The sequence below is a fragment of the Streptomyces sp. NPDC093544 genome, from assembly GCF_040683495.1.
GTDB lineage: Bacteria > Actinomycetota > Actinomycetes > Streptomycetales > Streptomycetaceae > Streptomyces.
The window spans coordinates 1-16138 of sequence record NZ_JBFBEA010000021.1; the positions used below are offsets into that span (position 1 = coordinate 1).

At 69.5% G+C, this 16138-nt stretch carries 20 protein-coding genes and 1 tRNA gene; 18 read left to right on the forward strand and 3 right to left on the reverse strand.

Annotated features, from left to right (window positions below; genetic code table 11):
- Window positions 1–173 precede the first annotated feature (173 nt).
- The 3 genes from AB0N66_RS29150 (at window position 174) to AB0N66_RS29160 (ending at window position 1404) form a co-directional block, all read left to right on the forward strand.
- Window positions 174–770: an HdeD family acid-resistance protein gene (locus AB0N66_RS29150; protein WP_365440534.1), complete on the forward strand. Its 597-nt coding sequence runs from the start codon at window positions 174–176 to the stop codon at window positions 768–770.
- Between the two features lie 106 nt (window positions 771–876).
- Window positions 877–1221, forward strand: a complete 345-nt coding sequence (locus AB0N66_RS29155; RefSeq protein ID WP_365440536.1) for a hypothetical protein — start codon at window positions 877–879, stop codon at window positions 1219–1221.
- A gap of 51 nt (window positions 1222–1272) precedes the next feature.
- Window positions 1273–1404 carry a hypothetical protein gene (locus tag AB0N66_RS29160; protein WP_365440538.1) on the forward strand — a complete coding sequence of 44 codons (132 nt, stop codon included), beginning with the start codon at window positions 1273–1275 and terminating at the stop codon, window positions 1402–1404.
- Window positions 1405–1473: 69 nt separating this feature from the next.
- Here AB0N66_RS29160 and AB0N66_RS29165 read toward each other — a convergent pair whose 3' ends face one another.
- A complete protein-coding gene (locus AB0N66_RS29165; RefSeq protein ID WP_365440540.1) occupies window positions 1474–3174 on the reverse strand; it encodes a helicase HerA-like domain-containing protein in 1701 nt (566 codons plus the stop codon).
- Between the two features lie 105 nt (window positions 3175–3279).
- Between AB0N66_RS29165 and AB0N66_RS29170 the strand changes: the two genes are divergently transcribed.
- Both AB0N66_RS29170 and AB0N66_RS29175 read left to right on the forward strand, forming a co-directional pair.
- Entirely contained in the window at window positions 3280–3576 is a 297-nt protein-coding gene (locus AB0N66_RS29170) for a type II toxin-antitoxin system VapB family antitoxin (protein ID WP_003999914.1), read from the forward strand.
- A gap of 114 nt (window positions 3577–3690) precedes the next feature.
- Window positions 3691–4329 carry a LytR C-terminal domain-containing protein gene (locus tag AB0N66_RS29175; RefSeq protein WP_365440842.1) on the forward strand — a complete coding sequence of 213 codons (639 nt, stop codon included), beginning with the start codon at window positions 3691–3693 and terminating at the stop codon, window positions 4327–4329.
- A gap of 33 nt (window positions 4330–4362) precedes the next feature.
- Here AB0N66_RS29175 and upp read toward each other — a convergent pair whose 3' ends face one another.
- Complete coding sequence (gene upp, locus AB0N66_RS29180) at window positions 4363–4998, reverse strand: uracil phosphoribosyltransferase (protein WP_365440542.1); 636 nt, start codon at window positions 4996–4998, stop codon at window positions 4363–4365.
- Between the two features lie 139 nt (window positions 4999–5137).
- Here upp and AB0N66_RS29185 point away from each other — a divergent pair, with 139 nt between their 5' ends.
- The 9 genes from AB0N66_RS29185 (at window position 5138) to AB0N66_RS29225 (ending at window position 10925) form a co-directional block, all read left to right on the forward strand.
- The gene (locus tag AB0N66_RS29185; RefSeq protein WP_365440544.1) at window positions 5138–5320 is read left to right on the forward strand and encodes a hypothetical protein; all 183 of its coding nucleotides are present in this window, start codon (window positions 5138–5140) and stop codon (window positions 5318–5320) included.
- 393 nt (window positions 5321–5713) lie between these two features.
- Window positions 5714–6265: a hypothetical protein gene (locus tag AB0N66_RS29190; RefSeq protein WP_365440546.1), complete on the forward strand. Its 552-nt coding sequence runs from the start codon at window positions 5714–5716 to the stop codon at window positions 6263–6265.
- An 82-nt stretch (window positions 6266–6347) separates the two neighbouring features.
- Window positions 6348–6779: a tRNA adenosine(34) deaminase TadA gene (tadA, locus tag AB0N66_RS29195; RefSeq protein WP_365440844.1), complete on the forward strand. Its 432-nt coding sequence runs from the start codon at window positions 6348–6350 to the stop codon at window positions 6777–6779.
- Window positions 6780–6888: 109 nt separating this feature from the next.
- Window positions 6889–6973, forward strand: a tRNA-Ser gene (locus AB0N66_RS29200).
- 159 nt (window positions 6974–7132) lie between these two features.
- Window positions 7133–7312 carry a hypothetical protein gene (locus AB0N66_RS29205; protein ID WP_365440548.1) on the forward strand — a complete coding sequence of 60 codons (180 nt, stop codon included), beginning with the start codon at window positions 7133–7135 and terminating at the stop codon, window positions 7310–7312.
- 79 nt (window positions 7313–7391) lie between these two features.
- Window positions 7392–7685, forward strand: a complete 294-nt coding sequence (locus AB0N66_RS29210; RefSeq protein WP_365440550.1) for a Dabb family protein — start codon at window positions 7392–7394, stop codon at window positions 7683–7685.
- A gap of 412 nt (window positions 7686–8097) precedes the next feature.
- The gene (locus AB0N66_RS29215; protein WP_365440552.1) at window positions 8098–8904 is read left to right on the forward strand and encodes an RNA polymerase sigma factor SigF; all 807 of its coding nucleotides are present in this window, start codon (window positions 8098–8100) and stop codon (window positions 8902–8904) included.
- A gap of 244 nt (window positions 8905–9148) precedes the next feature.
- Complete coding sequence (locus AB0N66_RS29220; RefSeq protein WP_365440554.1) at window positions 9149–10054, forward strand: RNA polymerase sigma factor SigF; 906 nt, start codon at window positions 9149–9151, stop codon at window positions 10052–10054.
- Between the two features lie 562 nt (window positions 10055–10616).
- Window positions 10617–10925: a hypothetical protein gene (locus tag AB0N66_RS29225; RefSeq protein ID WP_365440556.1), complete on the forward strand. Its 309-nt coding sequence runs from the start codon at window positions 10617–10619 to the stop codon at window positions 10923–10925.
- Between the two features lie 131 nt (window positions 10926–11056).
- Here the strand turns inward: AB0N66_RS29225 and AB0N66_RS29230 are convergent, their stop codons facing one another.
- Entirely contained in the window at window positions 11057–11257 is a 201-nt protein-coding gene (locus AB0N66_RS29230) for a hypothetical protein (protein ID WP_365440558.1), read from the reverse strand.
- Window positions 11258–11493: 236 nt separating this feature from the next.
- Here AB0N66_RS29230 and AB0N66_RS29235 point away from each other — a divergent pair, with 236 nt between their 5' ends.
- The 4 genes from AB0N66_RS29235 to AB0N66_RS29250 all read left to right on the forward strand — a co-directional run bounded on the left by AB0N66_RS29235 (window position 11494) and on the right by AB0N66_RS29250 (window position 15991).
- Window positions 11494–11994 (forward strand): MarR family transcriptional regulator, encoded by a 501-nt coding sequence (locus AB0N66_RS29235; RefSeq protein WP_365440560.1) that lies wholly within the window; start codon window positions 11494–11496, stop codon window positions 11992–11994.
- Window positions 11995–12023: 29 nt separating this feature from the next.
- Window positions 12024–14537, forward strand: coding sequence for an MFS transporter (locus AB0N66_RS29240; RefSeq protein ID WP_365440562.1), 2514 nt, complete (start codon window positions 12024–12026; stop codon window positions 14535–14537).
- A 112-nt stretch (window positions 14538–14649) separates the two neighbouring features.
- Window positions 14650–15471, forward strand: coding sequence for a YceI family protein (locus AB0N66_RS29245; RefSeq protein WP_365440564.1), 822 nt, complete (start codon window positions 14650–14652; stop codon window positions 15469–15471).
- 49 nt (window positions 15472–15520) lie between these two features.
- Complete coding sequence (locus AB0N66_RS29250) at window positions 15521–15991, forward strand: PPOX class F420-dependent oxidoreductase (protein WP_365440566.1); 471 nt, start codon at window positions 15521–15523, stop codon at window positions 15989–15991.
- Window positions 15992–16138 lie beyond the last annotated feature (147 nt).

The window sequence follows — 16138 nt, forward strand, 5'->3', positions numbered from 1 at the left end:
TCACCGGACCCGTCGCATCCTGCCCAACGCCTGATCCGGCGGCGACGGGCGGGACGTACCGGCACGCCCCCGACCCACCCACAACCCGGACAGCGAACAGCAGACCGCACCCGGCGTCCACCACTCGGTCCACCCCGGTGGCGAGGCCCCCACCACCGTCCCCAGCATGAGGCATGACCGAGGAAAGAGACGCGCCCCCCACCCCCCTCGAAGGCCCCCTGAACCTCCTCACTCGCAGCGCCTGGCAAGCGGTCCTGACCGCAGGAGTCGCCACGCTCGCGCTGGGCGTCATGGTGCTGGTCTGGCCGGGCGCCTCAATCCTCGCCGCAGGCGTCCTCTTCGGCCTCTACCTGCTCGTCAGCGGCGTGCTGCAACTGGTCTCCGCCTTCGGCACACACGCGGCGACATCCCTCCGGACGATGGCGTTCATCAGCGGCGCCCTGTCCATCCTGCTGGGCCTGTTCTGCTTCCGCGGCGCGATGCAGTCGATCCTGCTGCTGGCCCTGTGGATCGGCATCGGCTGGCTGTTCCGCGGGATCACCCAGACCATGGCCGCCGCCTCCGACCCGGGCGTCCCGGCCCGCGGCTGGCAGATCTTCCTGGGAATCGTCAGCTTCCTCGCCGGCATCGTCCTGATCGTGTCGCCCTTCGAGTCGGTCGCCGTCCTCACCCTCGTGGGCGGCCTCTGGCTCCTCGCGGTGGGCATCACCGAGATCGTCACGGCGTTCCGGATCCGCACACTGGCCCACCATGTCCCCCGCGCCCTCTGACGACACGGCACTTCGTCGTCAACACCGCGCCCGCCCCGTACGCCAAGAGGGCGGATCTCACCGTCCCCCGATGAACCACCGGCCCCCGATGGGGACATGACGTGACATGAAGCTACGGGTGCTCGTCCTACTGGTCGTCGCGATACTCGCGACGACCCCGCACCCGACGCTGCTCGCCGCACCCCCCGGCGCGATCACCACCGAAGCCCCCGCCGGCCCGCCCGGCCCGCCGGGCCCACCCGCCCCGGCCGCCGAACCCGACGTACTCGACACAGCCCTGCGCCCACCCGCCCGCCAGGGCCACCGTTCCGGCACCCCCCTGCGCCCCGCACCCCACGCCAAGGCGCCCCACCCGGAACCGAACCCCCACCCCCACCCCCACCCCGTACCCGCGCCCCCGCCGCCCTCCCCCACCTTGCACGCACTGCGCTGCGTGGTCCTGCGCTGCTGACGGTCCCGGCCTCCGGACCCGTCACTCACCAGCGAACGCAAGGACAAACGCATGCCCAAGGACCCCTACGCGATCCTGCGCGCCCTCCTGCGCGCAGACGCCGTACGCAACGCCCCGAAGCCGGAGCCCCGTCCGGGACCGGACCAACAGAAGACACCCCCGAAGCAGAACGAAGCCAAATAGCCGGAAGGCGGCCGCCCCTCTCCCGGGGGCGGCCACCCGGGGTCGGTCCCTACACCCCCGCCAGTAGCCCTACCGCTTACGCCGAGCCGTCCCGAAAATCGACCGAGTGATCTCCCGCCCGATCTGCGTACCCACAGACCGCGCAAGCGACTTGAACATGCCACTGCCGACGACCTGCTCGACAACGGAGGCATCCTCCTTGGGCGCCTTGCCCCGCCCCTTCGCGGGGGCCGACGCGGCGTCAGGCGCCGCAGGCTCACGCGCGGCCCCCGAACGCGCGGCCTCCCCCGCCGCGAGCTTCTCGTACGCGGACTCACGGTCCACCGCCTGCGCGTAGCGCCCGTACAACGTCGACCCCTTCACCGCCGCGTCGAGGGCGCCCGCGTCGACCGGCCCCATCAGGGACTGCGGCGCCCGCAGCCGCGTCACCGCGACCGGCGTCGGCGCACCCTTCTCGCTGAGAACGGTGATCACGGCCTCGCCGGTGCCAAGGCCGGTGAGGACCTCCTCCAGGTCGTACGGCGAGTTCGGGAAGGTCTTCACCGTGGCCTTCAGCGCCTTCTGATCGTCCGGCGTGAAGGCGCGCAGGGCGTGCTGGACGCGGTTGCCGAGCTGACCGAGGACATCGGCGGGGACGTCCTTCGGAGTCTGGGTCACGAAGAAGACGCCGACCCCCTTCGAGCGAATGAGCCGGACGGTCTGCGTGATGGCGTCCAGGAAGGCCTTCGACGCGTCGTTGAAAAGAAGATGGGCCTCGTCGAAAAAGAACACGAGCTTCGGCTTCTCCGAGTCACCGACCTCAGGAAGGTCGTGAAAAAGATCAGCAAGCAGCCACATCAAGAAAGTCGAGAAGAGCTGGGGCTTGTCCTGCACCTCAGGAAGTTCCAGCACGGACACGACCCCCCGTCCGTCCCTCGCCACCCGCAGCAGCTCACTCGTGTCGAACTCCGGTTCCCCGAAGAAAGGGCTCATGCCCTGCGCCTCGAACGCGGTGAGGGAGCGCAGGATGACACCCGCCGTCGCGGTCGAAAGCCCGCCGATCCCCTTCAGCTCCGCCTTGCCCTCGTCCGAGGTCAGGAAGGTGGCGACCGCGCGCAGGTCCTTCAGGTCGACCAGTTCCAGACCCTTCTGGTCGGCGTAGTGGAAGATCAGGCCGAGCGACTGCTCCTGGGTCTGGTTGAGCTGGAGCACCTTGGACAGCAGCACCGGCCCGAAGCTCGTGATCGTCGCCCGTACGGGGATGCCGTGCCCCATGCCGCCGAGGGCGTAGAACTCGGCCGGGAAACCGGTCGCCGCCCACTCCTGCCGCACATCGGCGGCGCGCCCCTGGACCTTGTCGTTCGGGGCTCCCGGCGCCGAGATCCCGGAGACGTCGCCCTTGATGTCGGCGAGGAAGACGGGCACGCCCTGCGCCGACAACTGCTCGGCGACCAGCTGGAGGGTCTTGGTCTTCCCGGTGCCGGTGGCGCCGGCGACCAGTCCGTGCCGGTTCAGCATCGGAAGCGGAATGCGGATCTGTACGTCCGGCACGCACCGCGCGTCCCAGAGCAGGGCGCCGAGGTCGAGGGCGGGCCCGGAGAAGGCGTACCCGGAAGCGATCTCCAGGACCTCCTTGGGGAGAGCGGCGGCGTCACCAATGGCCTCGGAAGCACCACCGGCCGTCGCGGAAGCGCTTACGCCCGTCGCGGGAGCGCTCCCCTCGGTCCGAGGACCCGTCGCCGCGGGCGCGGTCCCGGCAGTGGCCGGAGGTACGGTCTCGCTGTCACTCATATCAGGCCCCTGTTTCCGGTTTGCCCTGATTTACGGCGTCTTTTCCAGCGTCGCACTCCGTCGCCATGGCTGCGCCCGGAACGTCTTGACCGGTAGGCTTTCCGTGTGATCTTCAAGCGCATCGGAAACGGCCGGCCGTACCCCGACCACGGCCGGGAAAGCACCCGGCAGTGGGCGGATGTCGCGCCGCGCCCGGTCCGCCTCGATCAGCTGGTGACGACCAAGGGCCAGCTCGACCTCGAAACACTGCTCGCCGAGGACTCCACGTTCTACGGCGACCTCTTCGCGCACGTCGTGAAGTGGCAGGGCGATCTGTACCTGGAGGACGGCCTGCACCGCGCCGTCCGCGCGGCGCTCCAGCAGCGCCAGGTACTGCACGCACGCGTCCTGGAACTGGACTGACCGACCCTTGTTGACCCTTTTGGGTTGGACTGCGCGCGGGACAATGATCATCTAGTAGTTATCGTCGCCGCGGAGCACTACGCTGCGCCCATGAGCATGCTCACTCCCCCTGGCATGGGTGGCCAGTACCGGATCACGGGGGACAAGTACCCGCGGATGCGCCGACCCCGCGGGCGCCGCAGGCTCGCCTTCCTGATCGTCGCCTCCGTCGCCGCACTCGGGCTGATCGGATGGGGAACACTCCAGCTCATCGACGTCTTCACGGGCGGCGACAAGGCCTCGGCGGCAGGCCCGAAGGCGGACTGCGCGTCGAAGGCAAGCCCTTCGGCGACCGCCTCCAGCGCCTCCGCGGTTTCCGCCGCCAAGGCACTGCCCAAGCCGGGCCAGATCACCGTCAACGTCTTCAACGCGACGCCCCGCAGCGGGCTCGCCAAGGAGACCGCGGACGAGCTGAAGAAGCGCGGCTTCCGGATCGGTGACGTGGGCAACGCGACGGGCGCGTACGACAAGAAGGTCGACGGCGCGGGGATACTGCTCGGCGCGAAGGGCGCGGCCCAGGCCGCGCTGCCGGTGCTCAACACCCAGCTCTCCGGCGCCCAGTTGAAGACCGACGGCCGTACGAAGGCCGATCAGGTCGACCTGATCATCGGCACCGGCTTCAAGAACCTGACAGTGAAGGAGGACGCCGACAAGGCGCTGGCCGTCCTGGCCCAGCCCCGGCCGACGCCCTCCGCCACGAAGAACAGCTGCTGAAGTCCGTACCTACGTGCCTCTCGGCGCCGTCGGTTACTCGGCAGCCCCGTACATCCGGTCCCCCGCGTCGCCGAGGCCCGGCACGATGTAGCCGTGCTCGTTGAGCCGCTCGTCGACCGACGCGGTCACGACCGTCACCGGTGCGCCCGCCAGCTCGCGCTCCATGAACTCGACGCCCTCGGGGGCGGCCAGCAGCACCACGGCGGTGACATCGTCGGCGCCGCGCTTGATCAGCTCGTGGATCGCCGCGACGAGGGTGCCGCCGGTGGCCAGCATCGGGTCGAGGACGTACACCTGACGGCCGGAGAGGTCGTCCGGCATGCGGGTCGCGTACGTGGACGCCTGGAGCGTCTCCTCGTCGCGCACCATGCCCAGGAAACCCACCTCGGCGGTCGGCAGCAGCCGCACCATGCCGTCGAGCATGCCGAGGCCCGCCCGCAGGATCGGCACGACGAGGGGGCGCGGGTAGGAGAGCTTGACGCCGGTGGTCGGGGAGACCGGGGTCACGATGTCGACCTGCTCCGTGCGCACGTCCCGGGTGGCCTCGTAGGCGAGCAGGGTGACCAGCTCGTCGGCGAGGCGCCGGAAGGTCGCGGAGTCGGTGCGCTGGTCGCGCAGGGTGGTGAGCTTATGGGCGACCAGGGGGTGGTCGACGACGTGGAGACGCATGTCCACAACAGTAACCGGGCTCCGGGCGCCCGCCACTGCCCCGCCCGGTACGGTCCGGCACTCCCCCGCACCCATCCGCTGGCATCAAACCGCCCATCAGGGGGAAAGTGGGAGGGACCGACCTTTGGGTGGTGAGCCTGTGCGAGACCGGGAAGAGGAGTTCCCCGAGCGGCCGGAGACCGACGCCGAGCGCCGGAGGCGCCGCGCCCAGTTCCTCCGCGACCTGGCCGAGGCGCGCGAACTGCGCGACCGCGTCCAGCCCCGCCGCGCCAAGACCGCCCGGCTGCGCCACGCCATGCGCATGCGCACGTTCCGCTGGTGACCACGCGGCTGGGCCGCTAGCCACGCGCGCCCCGTGTACGGCATCCGCCGACAGCCCCGCGAGGTGCTTGCGCGCCCCTCACCGCCAGCCGCACCATGTGCTTGCGCGCACTTCACCGGCGGCCACGCCGTGGGGGTGCGCGACATCCGCTGGTGAGCCGCCCGCGCGCCGCCCACGCCGTGAGGGCGGGGAGGTGCGTACGTGGCGCCGACGGCCGCGTACGATCCGCTGTTAGCGATCAAAAGAGGCAGACACAGCAGGCCGAAGACGTCCCCTGAGGGCTCTGTTTCTGCCACGATTCCGAGTGGGTGGGGCTCGGAGAAACGCACCCCGCCCACAGCCTCCGCCGGGGGGACCCCCAACCGGCACGCCTATGACAGTGGGAGAGTCACGGTGTACTTCGCCGCACTGCTCGCGCGCACCGAAGACGGGTGGGAAGCGAGCGACACAGAGCTGGACGATGTGGAGACCCTGTCGGATCTGACAGATCTGGCCCGTGAAGCCTCGGAGGAGGCCGACACGGTACTCGTACTCATCGAGCAGGAGGACGCCTGGTTCGGCGTACTCCGCCTGGACGGCGAGGAGGACCCTCGTATCTACGTCTCGGACGCCGCAGCGGCTGCCCGCAGTTCGTACGGCGAGATCCTGCTCACGGACGAACTGCTCGGAAGGGAGCCCGGCGACGACGATGTCGCCGACCTCGACTCCCTGGACCTGGACGGCACGGAGGACGGTGAGCCCGACAACGAAAGCGACTCCGAAGAGGAGGACGACGAAGTCGGCGCTTCCGGCGAGGCCGTGTCACACAGCCCCGTCGGGGACCGTGACATCCTCGCCGATCTCGGTGTGAGCGAGAAGGAACTGCTCGCCCTGGACGAAGGCGACGCGCTCAGCACGATCGCCGACTCGCTGGGAGCCGCGGAGGTTCTGGAGACCGTCCGTTAGCTTCCTCCGCTAGGTTCCCCTGGTGAGCACTGCCAAGGAGACCCCACAAACTGATCCGGTACGCGACCGCTGGCGGGCCGCGATGCGGCTCGCCCTGGACGAGGCCCAGCTGGCAGTCCAGGGCGGGGATGTTCCCGTCGGCGCCGTCGTGCTGTCCACGGACGGTACGACGGTGCTCGCGACCGGGCACAACGAGCGCGAGGCGACCGGCGATCCGACGGCGCACGCCGAGGTCCTCGCGCTCCGCAGGGCTGCCGCCAAGCTGGGCGAGTGGCGGCTGTCCGGCTGCACGCTCGTCGTCACCCTGGAGCCCTGCGTCATGTGCGCGGGCGCGCTGGTGCAGTCCCGGGTGGACCGGGTCGTCTACGGCGCCCGCGACGAGAAGGCAGGCGCGGCCGGCTCCCTCTGGGACCTCGTGCGCGACCGCCGGCTCAACCACCGCCCCGAGGTGATCGAGGGCGTCCTCGCCGACGAGTGCGCGCACGGACTCACCGACTTCTTCCGCCACCGCTGACCGCGCCCGATGCCTCCCCCGACGAGGGCCCGATGAGCCCCCGATGAGCCCCCAGGGGTGCGGGAAACGGATTTCGGAGCACGCCCCACCTTGGGGTAAGGTCTCTCTCGGTAGCGTGTCCGAGCGGCCGAAGGAGCTCGCCTCGAAAGCGAGTGTGGCGCAAGTCACCGAGGGTTCAAATCCCTCCGCTACCGCTTGAGAAGGGCCCCGTCGAGAGACGGGGCCCTTCCTGCGTTCGCGCCCGGCAAAAGGCCACGACCAGCGGGCCGTTGGTACTTAAAGAGGATGTGAAGGTTACACTCGCGGCCGTCACCAGGGGCCCACCGGGCGCAGCAGGCACAGGGGAGGCCGCGATGGCGGTGAATTCGAAGAAGATCGCCGTCTATGTGCTCGTGGTCTTCGCGCTGTACGTGATCATCACGGATCCGGCGAAGGCGGCCGACTACGTCCAGATAGGGTTCGAGGGCATATCGAATGCCGCCCAGGGCGTCGGTGACTTCATGACGTGGATCGCCAACGGGGCCCAGGACTGAACCAGGCACCGGACCAAGAACCGAGCCGGGCGCCGAGCCGCCGGGTCAGCGAAAAGAACCGCACCACCAGGGAGTACCCGTGATCCGCCATCTGGTCCTCTTCAAGCTCAACGAGGGTGTCGAGCGCGACGACCCGAGTGTCGTCGCGGGCGTCGCGGCGTTCGGCACGCTCGGCGAGCAGATCCCGGAGCTGCGCTTCTGGGAATGTGGCTGGAACATCACCGACCGGCCCATCGCGTACGACTTCGCGATCAACTCCGCCGTCGACGACATCGACGCGCTGAAGCGGTACTTGGAGCACCCGGCGCACCAGGCGGGCGTCGCGCTGTGGCGCGAGTTCGCGACCTGGGTGATCGCCGACTACCCGTTCTGAGCCGCCCGGCCCGCCCTTCCGAGGCGCACCACCCCGGAGCCCTTCGCCGCAGCCGGCGAGGGGCTCTTTTGCGCCTCGGGCCCCAACTCTCCCTAAATCTCGTTCAACACGGCGTTATGCGGTGCTTGCACACAGTGCACATGTCTTGTGATGCTATGACCGCTTTTGACGGATGAGTTGATGGATCTGACGGATCATAGAGGTGGAGTTGACCGTGCCGGCCAGTACTGCGCCTCAAGCACCGCCGCAAGCACCACTACAGACGCCACTGCAGGCCCCGCCGCAGACACCGCTACAGGCCCCGCCCCAGGTCTCACCGCAGGCGCCGCCCCAAGCATCACCGCACACACCGCAAACGCTGCAAACGCCGCAAGCACCGCAGACGCCGCCCCAAGCGCCGCCGCAAGACGTCGTGGTCATCCAGGACCCGCCCCAGGACGTCGCCCCGGAGCGGCGCCGAGGCGCCGACACCCGGGCCCTCACACAGGTGCTCTTCGGCCAGCTCAAGGGGCTCCAGCCGGGCACCCCGGAGCACGGCCGCGTGCGCGGCGCGCTCATCGAGGCCAACCTCCCCCTCGTCCGGTACGCCGCCGCCCGCTTCCGCAGCCGCAACGAGCCGATGGAGGACGTCGTCCAGGTCGGCACGATCGGGCTGATCAACGCGATCGACCGGTTCGACCCGGACCGAGGCGTGCAGTTCCCGACCTTCGCGATGCCGACCGTCGTCGGGGAGATCAAGCGGTACTTCCGCGACAACGTCCGCACCGTCCACGTACCGCGCCGGCTGCACGAGCTGTGGGTGCAGGTGAACAGCGCCACGGAGGACCTCACGACGGCCTTCGGGCGCTCGCCCACCACCGCCGAGATCGCCGAGCGGCTGCGGATCACCGAGGAGGAGGTGCTGTCCTGCATCGAGGCCGGACGCTCGTACCACGCGACCTCCCTCGAAGCCGCCCAGGAGGGCGACGGGCTGCCCGGACTGCTCGACCGGCTCGGCTACGAGGACCCGGCGCTCGACGGGGTCGAACACCGCGACCTCGTACGCCACCTCCTCGTGCAACTGCCAGAGCGTGAGCAGCGAATCCTTCTCCTGCGCTACTACAGCAATTTGACGCAGTCACAGATCAGCGCGGAGCTGGGAGTATCCCAGATGCATGTGTCAAGGCTCCTCGCCCGTAGCTTCGCGCGTCTTCGATCCGCAAACAGGATCGAGGCGTAACCGGAAAGAGCGAATCGCTCACCGGCGTCTTTTCCGGCTGTTCGGCGCTGAAAAACCGTCAGACCCCCTCTACCCAGGGCCTATTCACCCCCTCGGTGTCGACATATCACTTCAGCGTGTTGCCGACATGTGACATTCTGCGGCTACCGCGTTTGCCGCGGCCTCGCCTCCGGTATTCAGGTGGAGGCTGCGTTCCTCCGACGGGAGCGTCCGCCGCGACCGTCCGCGACCCAAAGGGGGTGGCATGTCCGTAGACCAGGGCAGCTCGAAGGTGCTCACGCTCACGAAGAGCGAATCAGAGCCCGACGTGCTTCACGATGTCCCGGCCCTTCCGGCCCTCGATGCCGCGCCGGCCCCCCAGGCCGCCCCGGCACCAGCGACCTCAGGGGCCATCGACACCCGCACCCTGTCCCGCTCCCTGTTCCTGCGGCTCGCCGCACTCGACGAGAACAGCCCCGAGCGTGCCTACGTCCGGGACACCCTCATCGAGCTCAACCTCCCACTCGTCCGGTACGCGTCGGCGCGCTTCCGCTCCCGCAACGAGCCGATGGAGGACATCGTCCAGGTCGGCACGATCGGCCTGATCAAGGCGATCGACCGCTTCGACTGCGAACGCGGCGTGGAGTTCCCGACCTTCGCGATGCCGACGGTCGTCGGTGAGATCAAGCGGTTCTTCCGCGACACGTCCTGGTCGGTGCGCGTCCCGCGCCGCCTCCAGGAGCTGCGGCTCGCCCTCACCAAGACCAGCGACGAGCTGTCCCAGAAGCTCGACCGCTCGCCCACCGTCGCCGAACTCGCCGTCGCGCTCGGCGTCTCCGAGGAGGACGTCGTCGACGGCCTCGCGGTCGGCAACGCGTACACGGCGTCGTCCCTCGACTCGCCCGCCCCCGAGGACGACGGCGGTGAGGGCTCCCTCGCGGACCGCCTCGGCTACGAGGACACCGCGCTGGAGGGCGTCGAGTACCGCGAGTCCCTCAAGCCGCTGCTCGCCAAACTGCCGCCCCGTGAGCGCCGGATCATCATGCTCCGCTTCTTCGCGAACATGACCCAGTCGCAGATCGGCGAGGAGGTCGGCATCTCGCAGATGCACGTCTCCCGGCTCCTGACCCGGACGCTCTCGCAGCTCCGGGAAGGGCTCATCTCCGACTGAGCCGATGGGGAGGCGCTTCGCGGGCAGCCCCAGCGGCCGTCCGAGGGTTCATATTTGACGGAGCGTCAGTCACACTGACGCGATGCTGCGTCGACAGTTGATGCGTGTGATTCGTGGTCGCCGAGGTGCCCTTGTGGGTGCCTCGGCGGCTGTGGTGTGTCTGGGGTCCGCGCTCGTCGCCTGCGGCGCAGGGGATGGCGGGGGCGGCTACATCGCCGTGCAGCGTCCCGCGTCGGGCCCAGCGGTGGCGCCCACGGGGGACGTCGAGTTGATCCCCCTGGAGCCCCCGGGGGAAGCCTCGACGTCCGAAGGCGTCAAGGGTGCGGCGGGGAGAGGGACTTCGGGCGCGGCGGACGCTTCGGACGGCGGAAGCGGTGCGCCCGTGCCAGGGACATCGGCTACTAGCGGCGCTCCCGCAGGAGCACGTACGACATCGCCGGGCGATGCGGACTCCGGCCGTACGGGCGGGAGTTCCGGCTCGGGAACGGCGACCGGCGCACCACCTCCTGCGACCCCCACGGAGCCGGGGCCTGCCGCACTCACCGTCGGCACCCCGGGGCGCGTGAGCGCCGATCACAGGTGGTGCGAGCAGGTCACCGTCTCGTTCCGCAACACCGGGGGTACGGCGGTGCGTTCGGGCACGGTGACCTTCGGGACGCACATCATCGGGGCGCTCGGGATCGACTGGGCGACGATCGAGTCCAGCGAGGAGCTGCCCTCGCCGATCGCCGCGGGTGCGGAGCGGACGAAGACCTGGACGGTGTGCGTCGAAGCGATGGGGGTCCCCCCGCTCGAGCGAAGTCGAGAGTGGGGGAGGGTGCCGCTGGGCATGCACATCGAGACGCGGGACGTGTCCGTGGACTGGGCGTAGCGGGGCGCCAGCTCCGTCCGCCTCCTTGAGTCCCGTCCCGTACACGTGAGGCTGACGTCGCCCGGCGGCGCGCGACCCCCGACGCCACGAGCGGCAAGGGCGCCCGCCGCGTCGGCGACCGGAACGACGGTTTACATGAGTGCGAGCCAAGCCACCGCGGCCACAACCGCGACGGCGAGGACGACTCCGATGATCAGGCCGATGCGGGGGCCCGCCGGAGCGGCCACCGCCTGCTGTTGCCGGCCCTGGGGGGCCTCGTCGACGAATGCGCGGAACATCTGGGTGCTTCCCGCGGGGTCGTGGTTGCCCTCGGGGCCCTGGGTGTTTGCCATGGCCCAGGACACTAGCGAACGCGGGACGGTTGCCCAAGTGCGGGGGTTCCGCCCGCCCGCCTCCAGGGCCTCCGCACAGGTCGGAACGGCCCGCCCTGGCCCGCACTCCCACCTGCGAGTTTACGTTTGCCAATACTTGCCTTTGCCAAGGTTTTAAGGCGCGACCCCGTGAATTAGTTTGCCTGTAGCAACCAACATATTTATGGTTGCCCCAAGCAACGAACACCGGAGGGGCGATGGCCGAGCAGGCGCAGTACGAGGAGTTGGCTCGTCAACTCAGCGCCATCGGTGCGGTGAAGAGGGACCTCGCGCGGATCCTGCCGCCCGACTGCCACGGGGGTTCCGCCACCGTGCTGACGCTGCTCGGCAAGTACGGCGAGATGCGCATGAGCAGGCTCGCGGAGCTGCTCTCCGTGGACATGTCGGTGACCAGCCGCCATGTCGCACACGTCGCGGACCGGGGCTGGATCGAACGGTCCCCCGACCCGGCCGACAAACGCTCGCGCATCCTGCGCCTCACCCCCGCCGGACACGAGCGGCTCGACGAGCTGTCCCGGCGTACCTCACTACTCCTCGCCGACCGGCTGAGCGACTGGTCCGACCATGAGGTCGGGCTCCTCATCCACCTCATGGGCCGGCTGGGCGAGAGCTTCGGCGACCGCCGCACCACCCCTCAGCGACTCCCGCAGGCGCACGAGGCACCGGCGCCGCAACTGACCACCCGTACACCCGCATAAGTACGAAAGTACGCAACAGAAGGAAATCAATGGCTACAACCACACCAGCCGGTGTGCGGGCGCACGCCAAGCACGGGGGTGGGTCCTCCGGATCCTCCGACGGCGCTCCGATGACGCACCGGCAGATCATGGAGGCGCTCTCCGGGCTGTTGCTCGGACTGTTCGTCGCCATCCTGTCGTCGACGATCGTCACCAACGCGCTCCCCGAGATCATCGGCGACATGGGCGGCGGCCAGTCCGCCTACACCTGGGTCGTCACGGCCTCGCTGCTGGCCATGACCGCGACGACGCCCCTGTGGGGCAAGCTCTCCGACCTGTACGACAAGAAGACGCTCGTACAGATAGCCCTCATCATCTACGTACTGGGATCAGCCGCCGCGGGTCTGTCCCAGAACCCCGGCATGCTGATCGCCTGCCGTGTGGTGCAGGGCGTCGGCGTCGGCGGTCTGTCCGCCCTCGCCCAGATCGTGATGGCCGCGATGATCTCCCCGCGCGAACGCGGGCGTTACTCCGGCTACCTCGGCGCGACGTTCGCGGTCGCTACCGTCGGCGGTCCGCTGCTCGGCGGTGTCATCACCGACACGAGCTGGCTCGGCTGGCGCTGGTGCTTCTACGTCGGTGTGCCGTTCGCGGTCATCGCGCTGATCGTGCTCCAGAAGACCCTGCACCTGCCCGTGGTGAAGCGGGACGTGAAGGTCGACTGGGGCGGCGCGTTCTTCATCTCCGCCGCGGTCTCGCTGCTGCTGGTCTGGGTCACCTTCGCCAGCGTCAAGTACGACTGGATCTCGTGGCAGACGTACGCGATGGTCGGCGGCTCGATCGTGCTCGGTCTGCTGTTCGTGCTCGTCGAGTCCAAGGCGCGTGAGCCGATCATCCCGCTGCGCCTGTTCCGCAACCGCACCATCACTCTCTCCTCCATCGCGTCGCTCTTCGTGGGCGTCGCGATGTTCACCGGCACGGTCTTCTTCAGCCAGTACTTCCAGCTGGCCAGGGACAAGTCGCCGACGATGTCCGGCGTCATGACCATCCCGATGATCGCCGGTCTGGCCATCTCCTCCACCGTCTCCGGCCGGGTCATCACCAAGACCGGCCGCTGGAAGTACTGGCTGGTCGGCGGTGGCGTCCTGATCACCGCCGGGCTGGGTCTGCTGGGCACCATCCGGTACGACACGCCCTACTGGCACATCGCGATCTTCATGGCGCTGATGGGCCTCGGCATCGGCATGATGATGCAGAACCTGGTGCTGTCCACACAGAACCAGGTGGCCCCCGCGGACCTCGGCTCGGCCAGCTCCACGGTGACGTTCTTCCGTTCCCTCGGTGGCGCGATCGGCGTCTCCGCGCTGGGCGCGGTCATGGCCACCCGCATCGCCGACTACACCAAGGACGGCCTGGCCGACCTCGGCCCCAAGTACGCCTCCCTGGCGTCCGGTTCGAGCTCCGACAGTGCCATCCCGGACGTGAACACGCTGCCCGCGCCGCTGCGTACCGTCGTGGAGAGCGCGTACGGCCATGGCATCGCGGACGTCTTCCTGATCGCCGGGGGACTGGCGCTGCTCGCCTTCTTCGTGACGCTGTTCATCAAGGAGGTCCCGCTGCGGACCTCGGGCGCCCTGGCGCAGGCCGCGGAGGCGGCTTCTCCCGCCGATGAGAAGGTCCTGAGCGGGTCCGTGGCGCGGAGGGAAACAGCCCCCGAAGGCACACAGCAACTCACGACCTCCGCCACGTCGGAGAGGGAAAGCACCCCCATGGCCACCACGTCCATCACGTCCACCACACCCAGCGGAATTCCGGTACGCGGGTACGTCCGCGGCGCCGAGAGCGCACCCGTGCCGCAGGCCGCGGTCACGCTGATCTCGCTCGCCGGACGGCAGTTGGGCCGCTCGGTCGCGCAGGCCGACGGCTCCTACGCCGTGGACGCGCCAGGCGTCGGCAGTTACGTCCTGATCGCCTCCGCCGACGGCTTCCAGCCGCAGGCCTCGACGGTCCTCGTGACCGACGGGCCGGTGACGTACGACATCCTGCTGAGCGGCACGAGCGGCCTGAGCGGTGTCGTACGGGCCTCGGAGACCGGAACCCCGGTCAAGGACGCCATGGTCATCGTGACCGATGTGCGCGGTGACGTCCTGTCCACCGGAACCACCGGTGTGCAGGGCGAGTTCACCTTCGCCGAGCTGATCCCCGGCTCCGTGACCGTCGCGGTCAACGCCGCCGGACACCGGCCCGTGGCCCTGCCCGTCGAGGTCGGCGGCACCGGTGTCACCCGGGTCGAGGTCGAGCTCGCCTCCGGCGCCCTGGTCCAGGGTGTCGTACGGGCACCGGGCGGCCCGCTCGGCGACGCGCGGGTCACGCTGGTCGACGCGGCAGGCAACGTGGTCGGCACCTCCAGGACCGGCACGGACGGGGCGTACGCCTTCACCGACCTGGACAGCGGCGAGTACACGGTCATCGCGACGGGCTACCCGCCGGTGGCCACCGCGCTCACCGTCAACGGCCGCGGCGTCGACGCCCACGACATCGAACTCGCCCACCCCGGCGAGTAATCCGGACCCCGGCCCGTGGGGCGCGCGCTCTGAGCGGAGGCGCGCCCTCGCGGGCCGGCCCTTTTTTGACCGACTCGCAGCACTTTTCATTGAATTGCAGGGAGAAAACGGGATGGGACTGACCGCAAGGATCCGTACGCGGGACGGATGGGCCGTGTCGCACGCGGTCGTCACGGTGACCGACATGACCGGCGTACAGGTACTGCGTACCGAGGCGGACACCGAAGGAGCCGTGCGCGACACGACCCCCCTCGCCCCCGGCGCGTACACGGTGATCGTCACGGCGGTCGGATACGCGCCCACGGCCTCCAGCGCCATCGTCACGGCGAGCGGCCGGGCCGAGATCGGCAGTGTGACCCTCGCCCGCCAGGGCGGCACCGAACTGCCGCCGCCCGGCCCCTGGACCGTCGACCCGGCCCACTCGTCCGTCGGCGCCGCGGCCCAGCACCTGGGCATCTCCAGCGTGCACGGTCGTTTCACCGACTTCGCGGCCCGGATCGAGATCGCCCCGGACGAGACGGCCAAGTCCCGCGTCGAGGCGGTGATCAGGGCGTCCTCCATCGACACCGGCAACGCGATGCGCGACGAACACCTGAAGTCCCCGGACTTCCTGGACGTCCTCGCGTACCCCGAGATCACCTACCAATCGACGGGCCTCACCCCCGCGGGCTCCGACCGCTGGACCGTCCACGGCGAACTGACCCTGCACGGCGTCGTACGCCCGGTCGACCTGGACCTGGCCTACCTGGGCACCGGCGCCGACCCCTGGGGCGGCACCCGCGCGGCATTCCGCGCCACGGCCGAGCTCCACCGCGAGGACTTCGCGATGAACTACAACCAGATCCTCCAGGCGGGCATCGCGGCCATCGGCACAACGCTGAAGGTGGAACTGGACATCCAGGCCCTACAAGGCGAAACCCTCCCCCAGGCATAGGAACAGCAGGGACAGCCACACGACCGTCCCAGGCCCTAGGCTGCGAGCCATGGCACCGAACACTGCGACGAACACCCCCGTCTCCCGCGAAGACCTGCTGGACTTCGTACGTCCCCGCCACCGCGCCATCCTGCTCACCCGCCGCACCGACGGCAGCCCCCAAGGCTCCCCGCTGACCTGCGGGGTCGACGACTCCGGCCGCATCGTCGTCTCGACGTACCCCGAGCGCGCCAAGACCCGCAACGCCAAACGGGACGAGCGGGTCAGCCTGATCATCCTGAGCGACGAGTGGAACGGCCCGTGGGTCCAGGTCGACGGCACGGCCGAAGTCCTGGACACGCCCGACTCCGTCGAGCCCCTCGTCGAGTACTACCGCAACATCGCCGGCGAGCACCCGGACTGGGACGAGTACCGCGAGGCGATGCTCAAGCAGGGCAAGTCGATCATCCGGGTCACCCCGGAGAAGTGGGGCCCGGTCGCGACCGGCGGATTCCCGGCGCGGCTGGCCCCGCAGGACTGACACCCGTCGAAGTGGCAGCGGCACCCGCCCACCGGCGGAAGGGGCCGTGTCGGTACGTCAAATGCCCGCATCCGAACGGATCAAAGCCCCACGGCCACTGACAAACCCCAGTCGATCCGTTCGGATGCGGGCGGATGTACCGGCGCG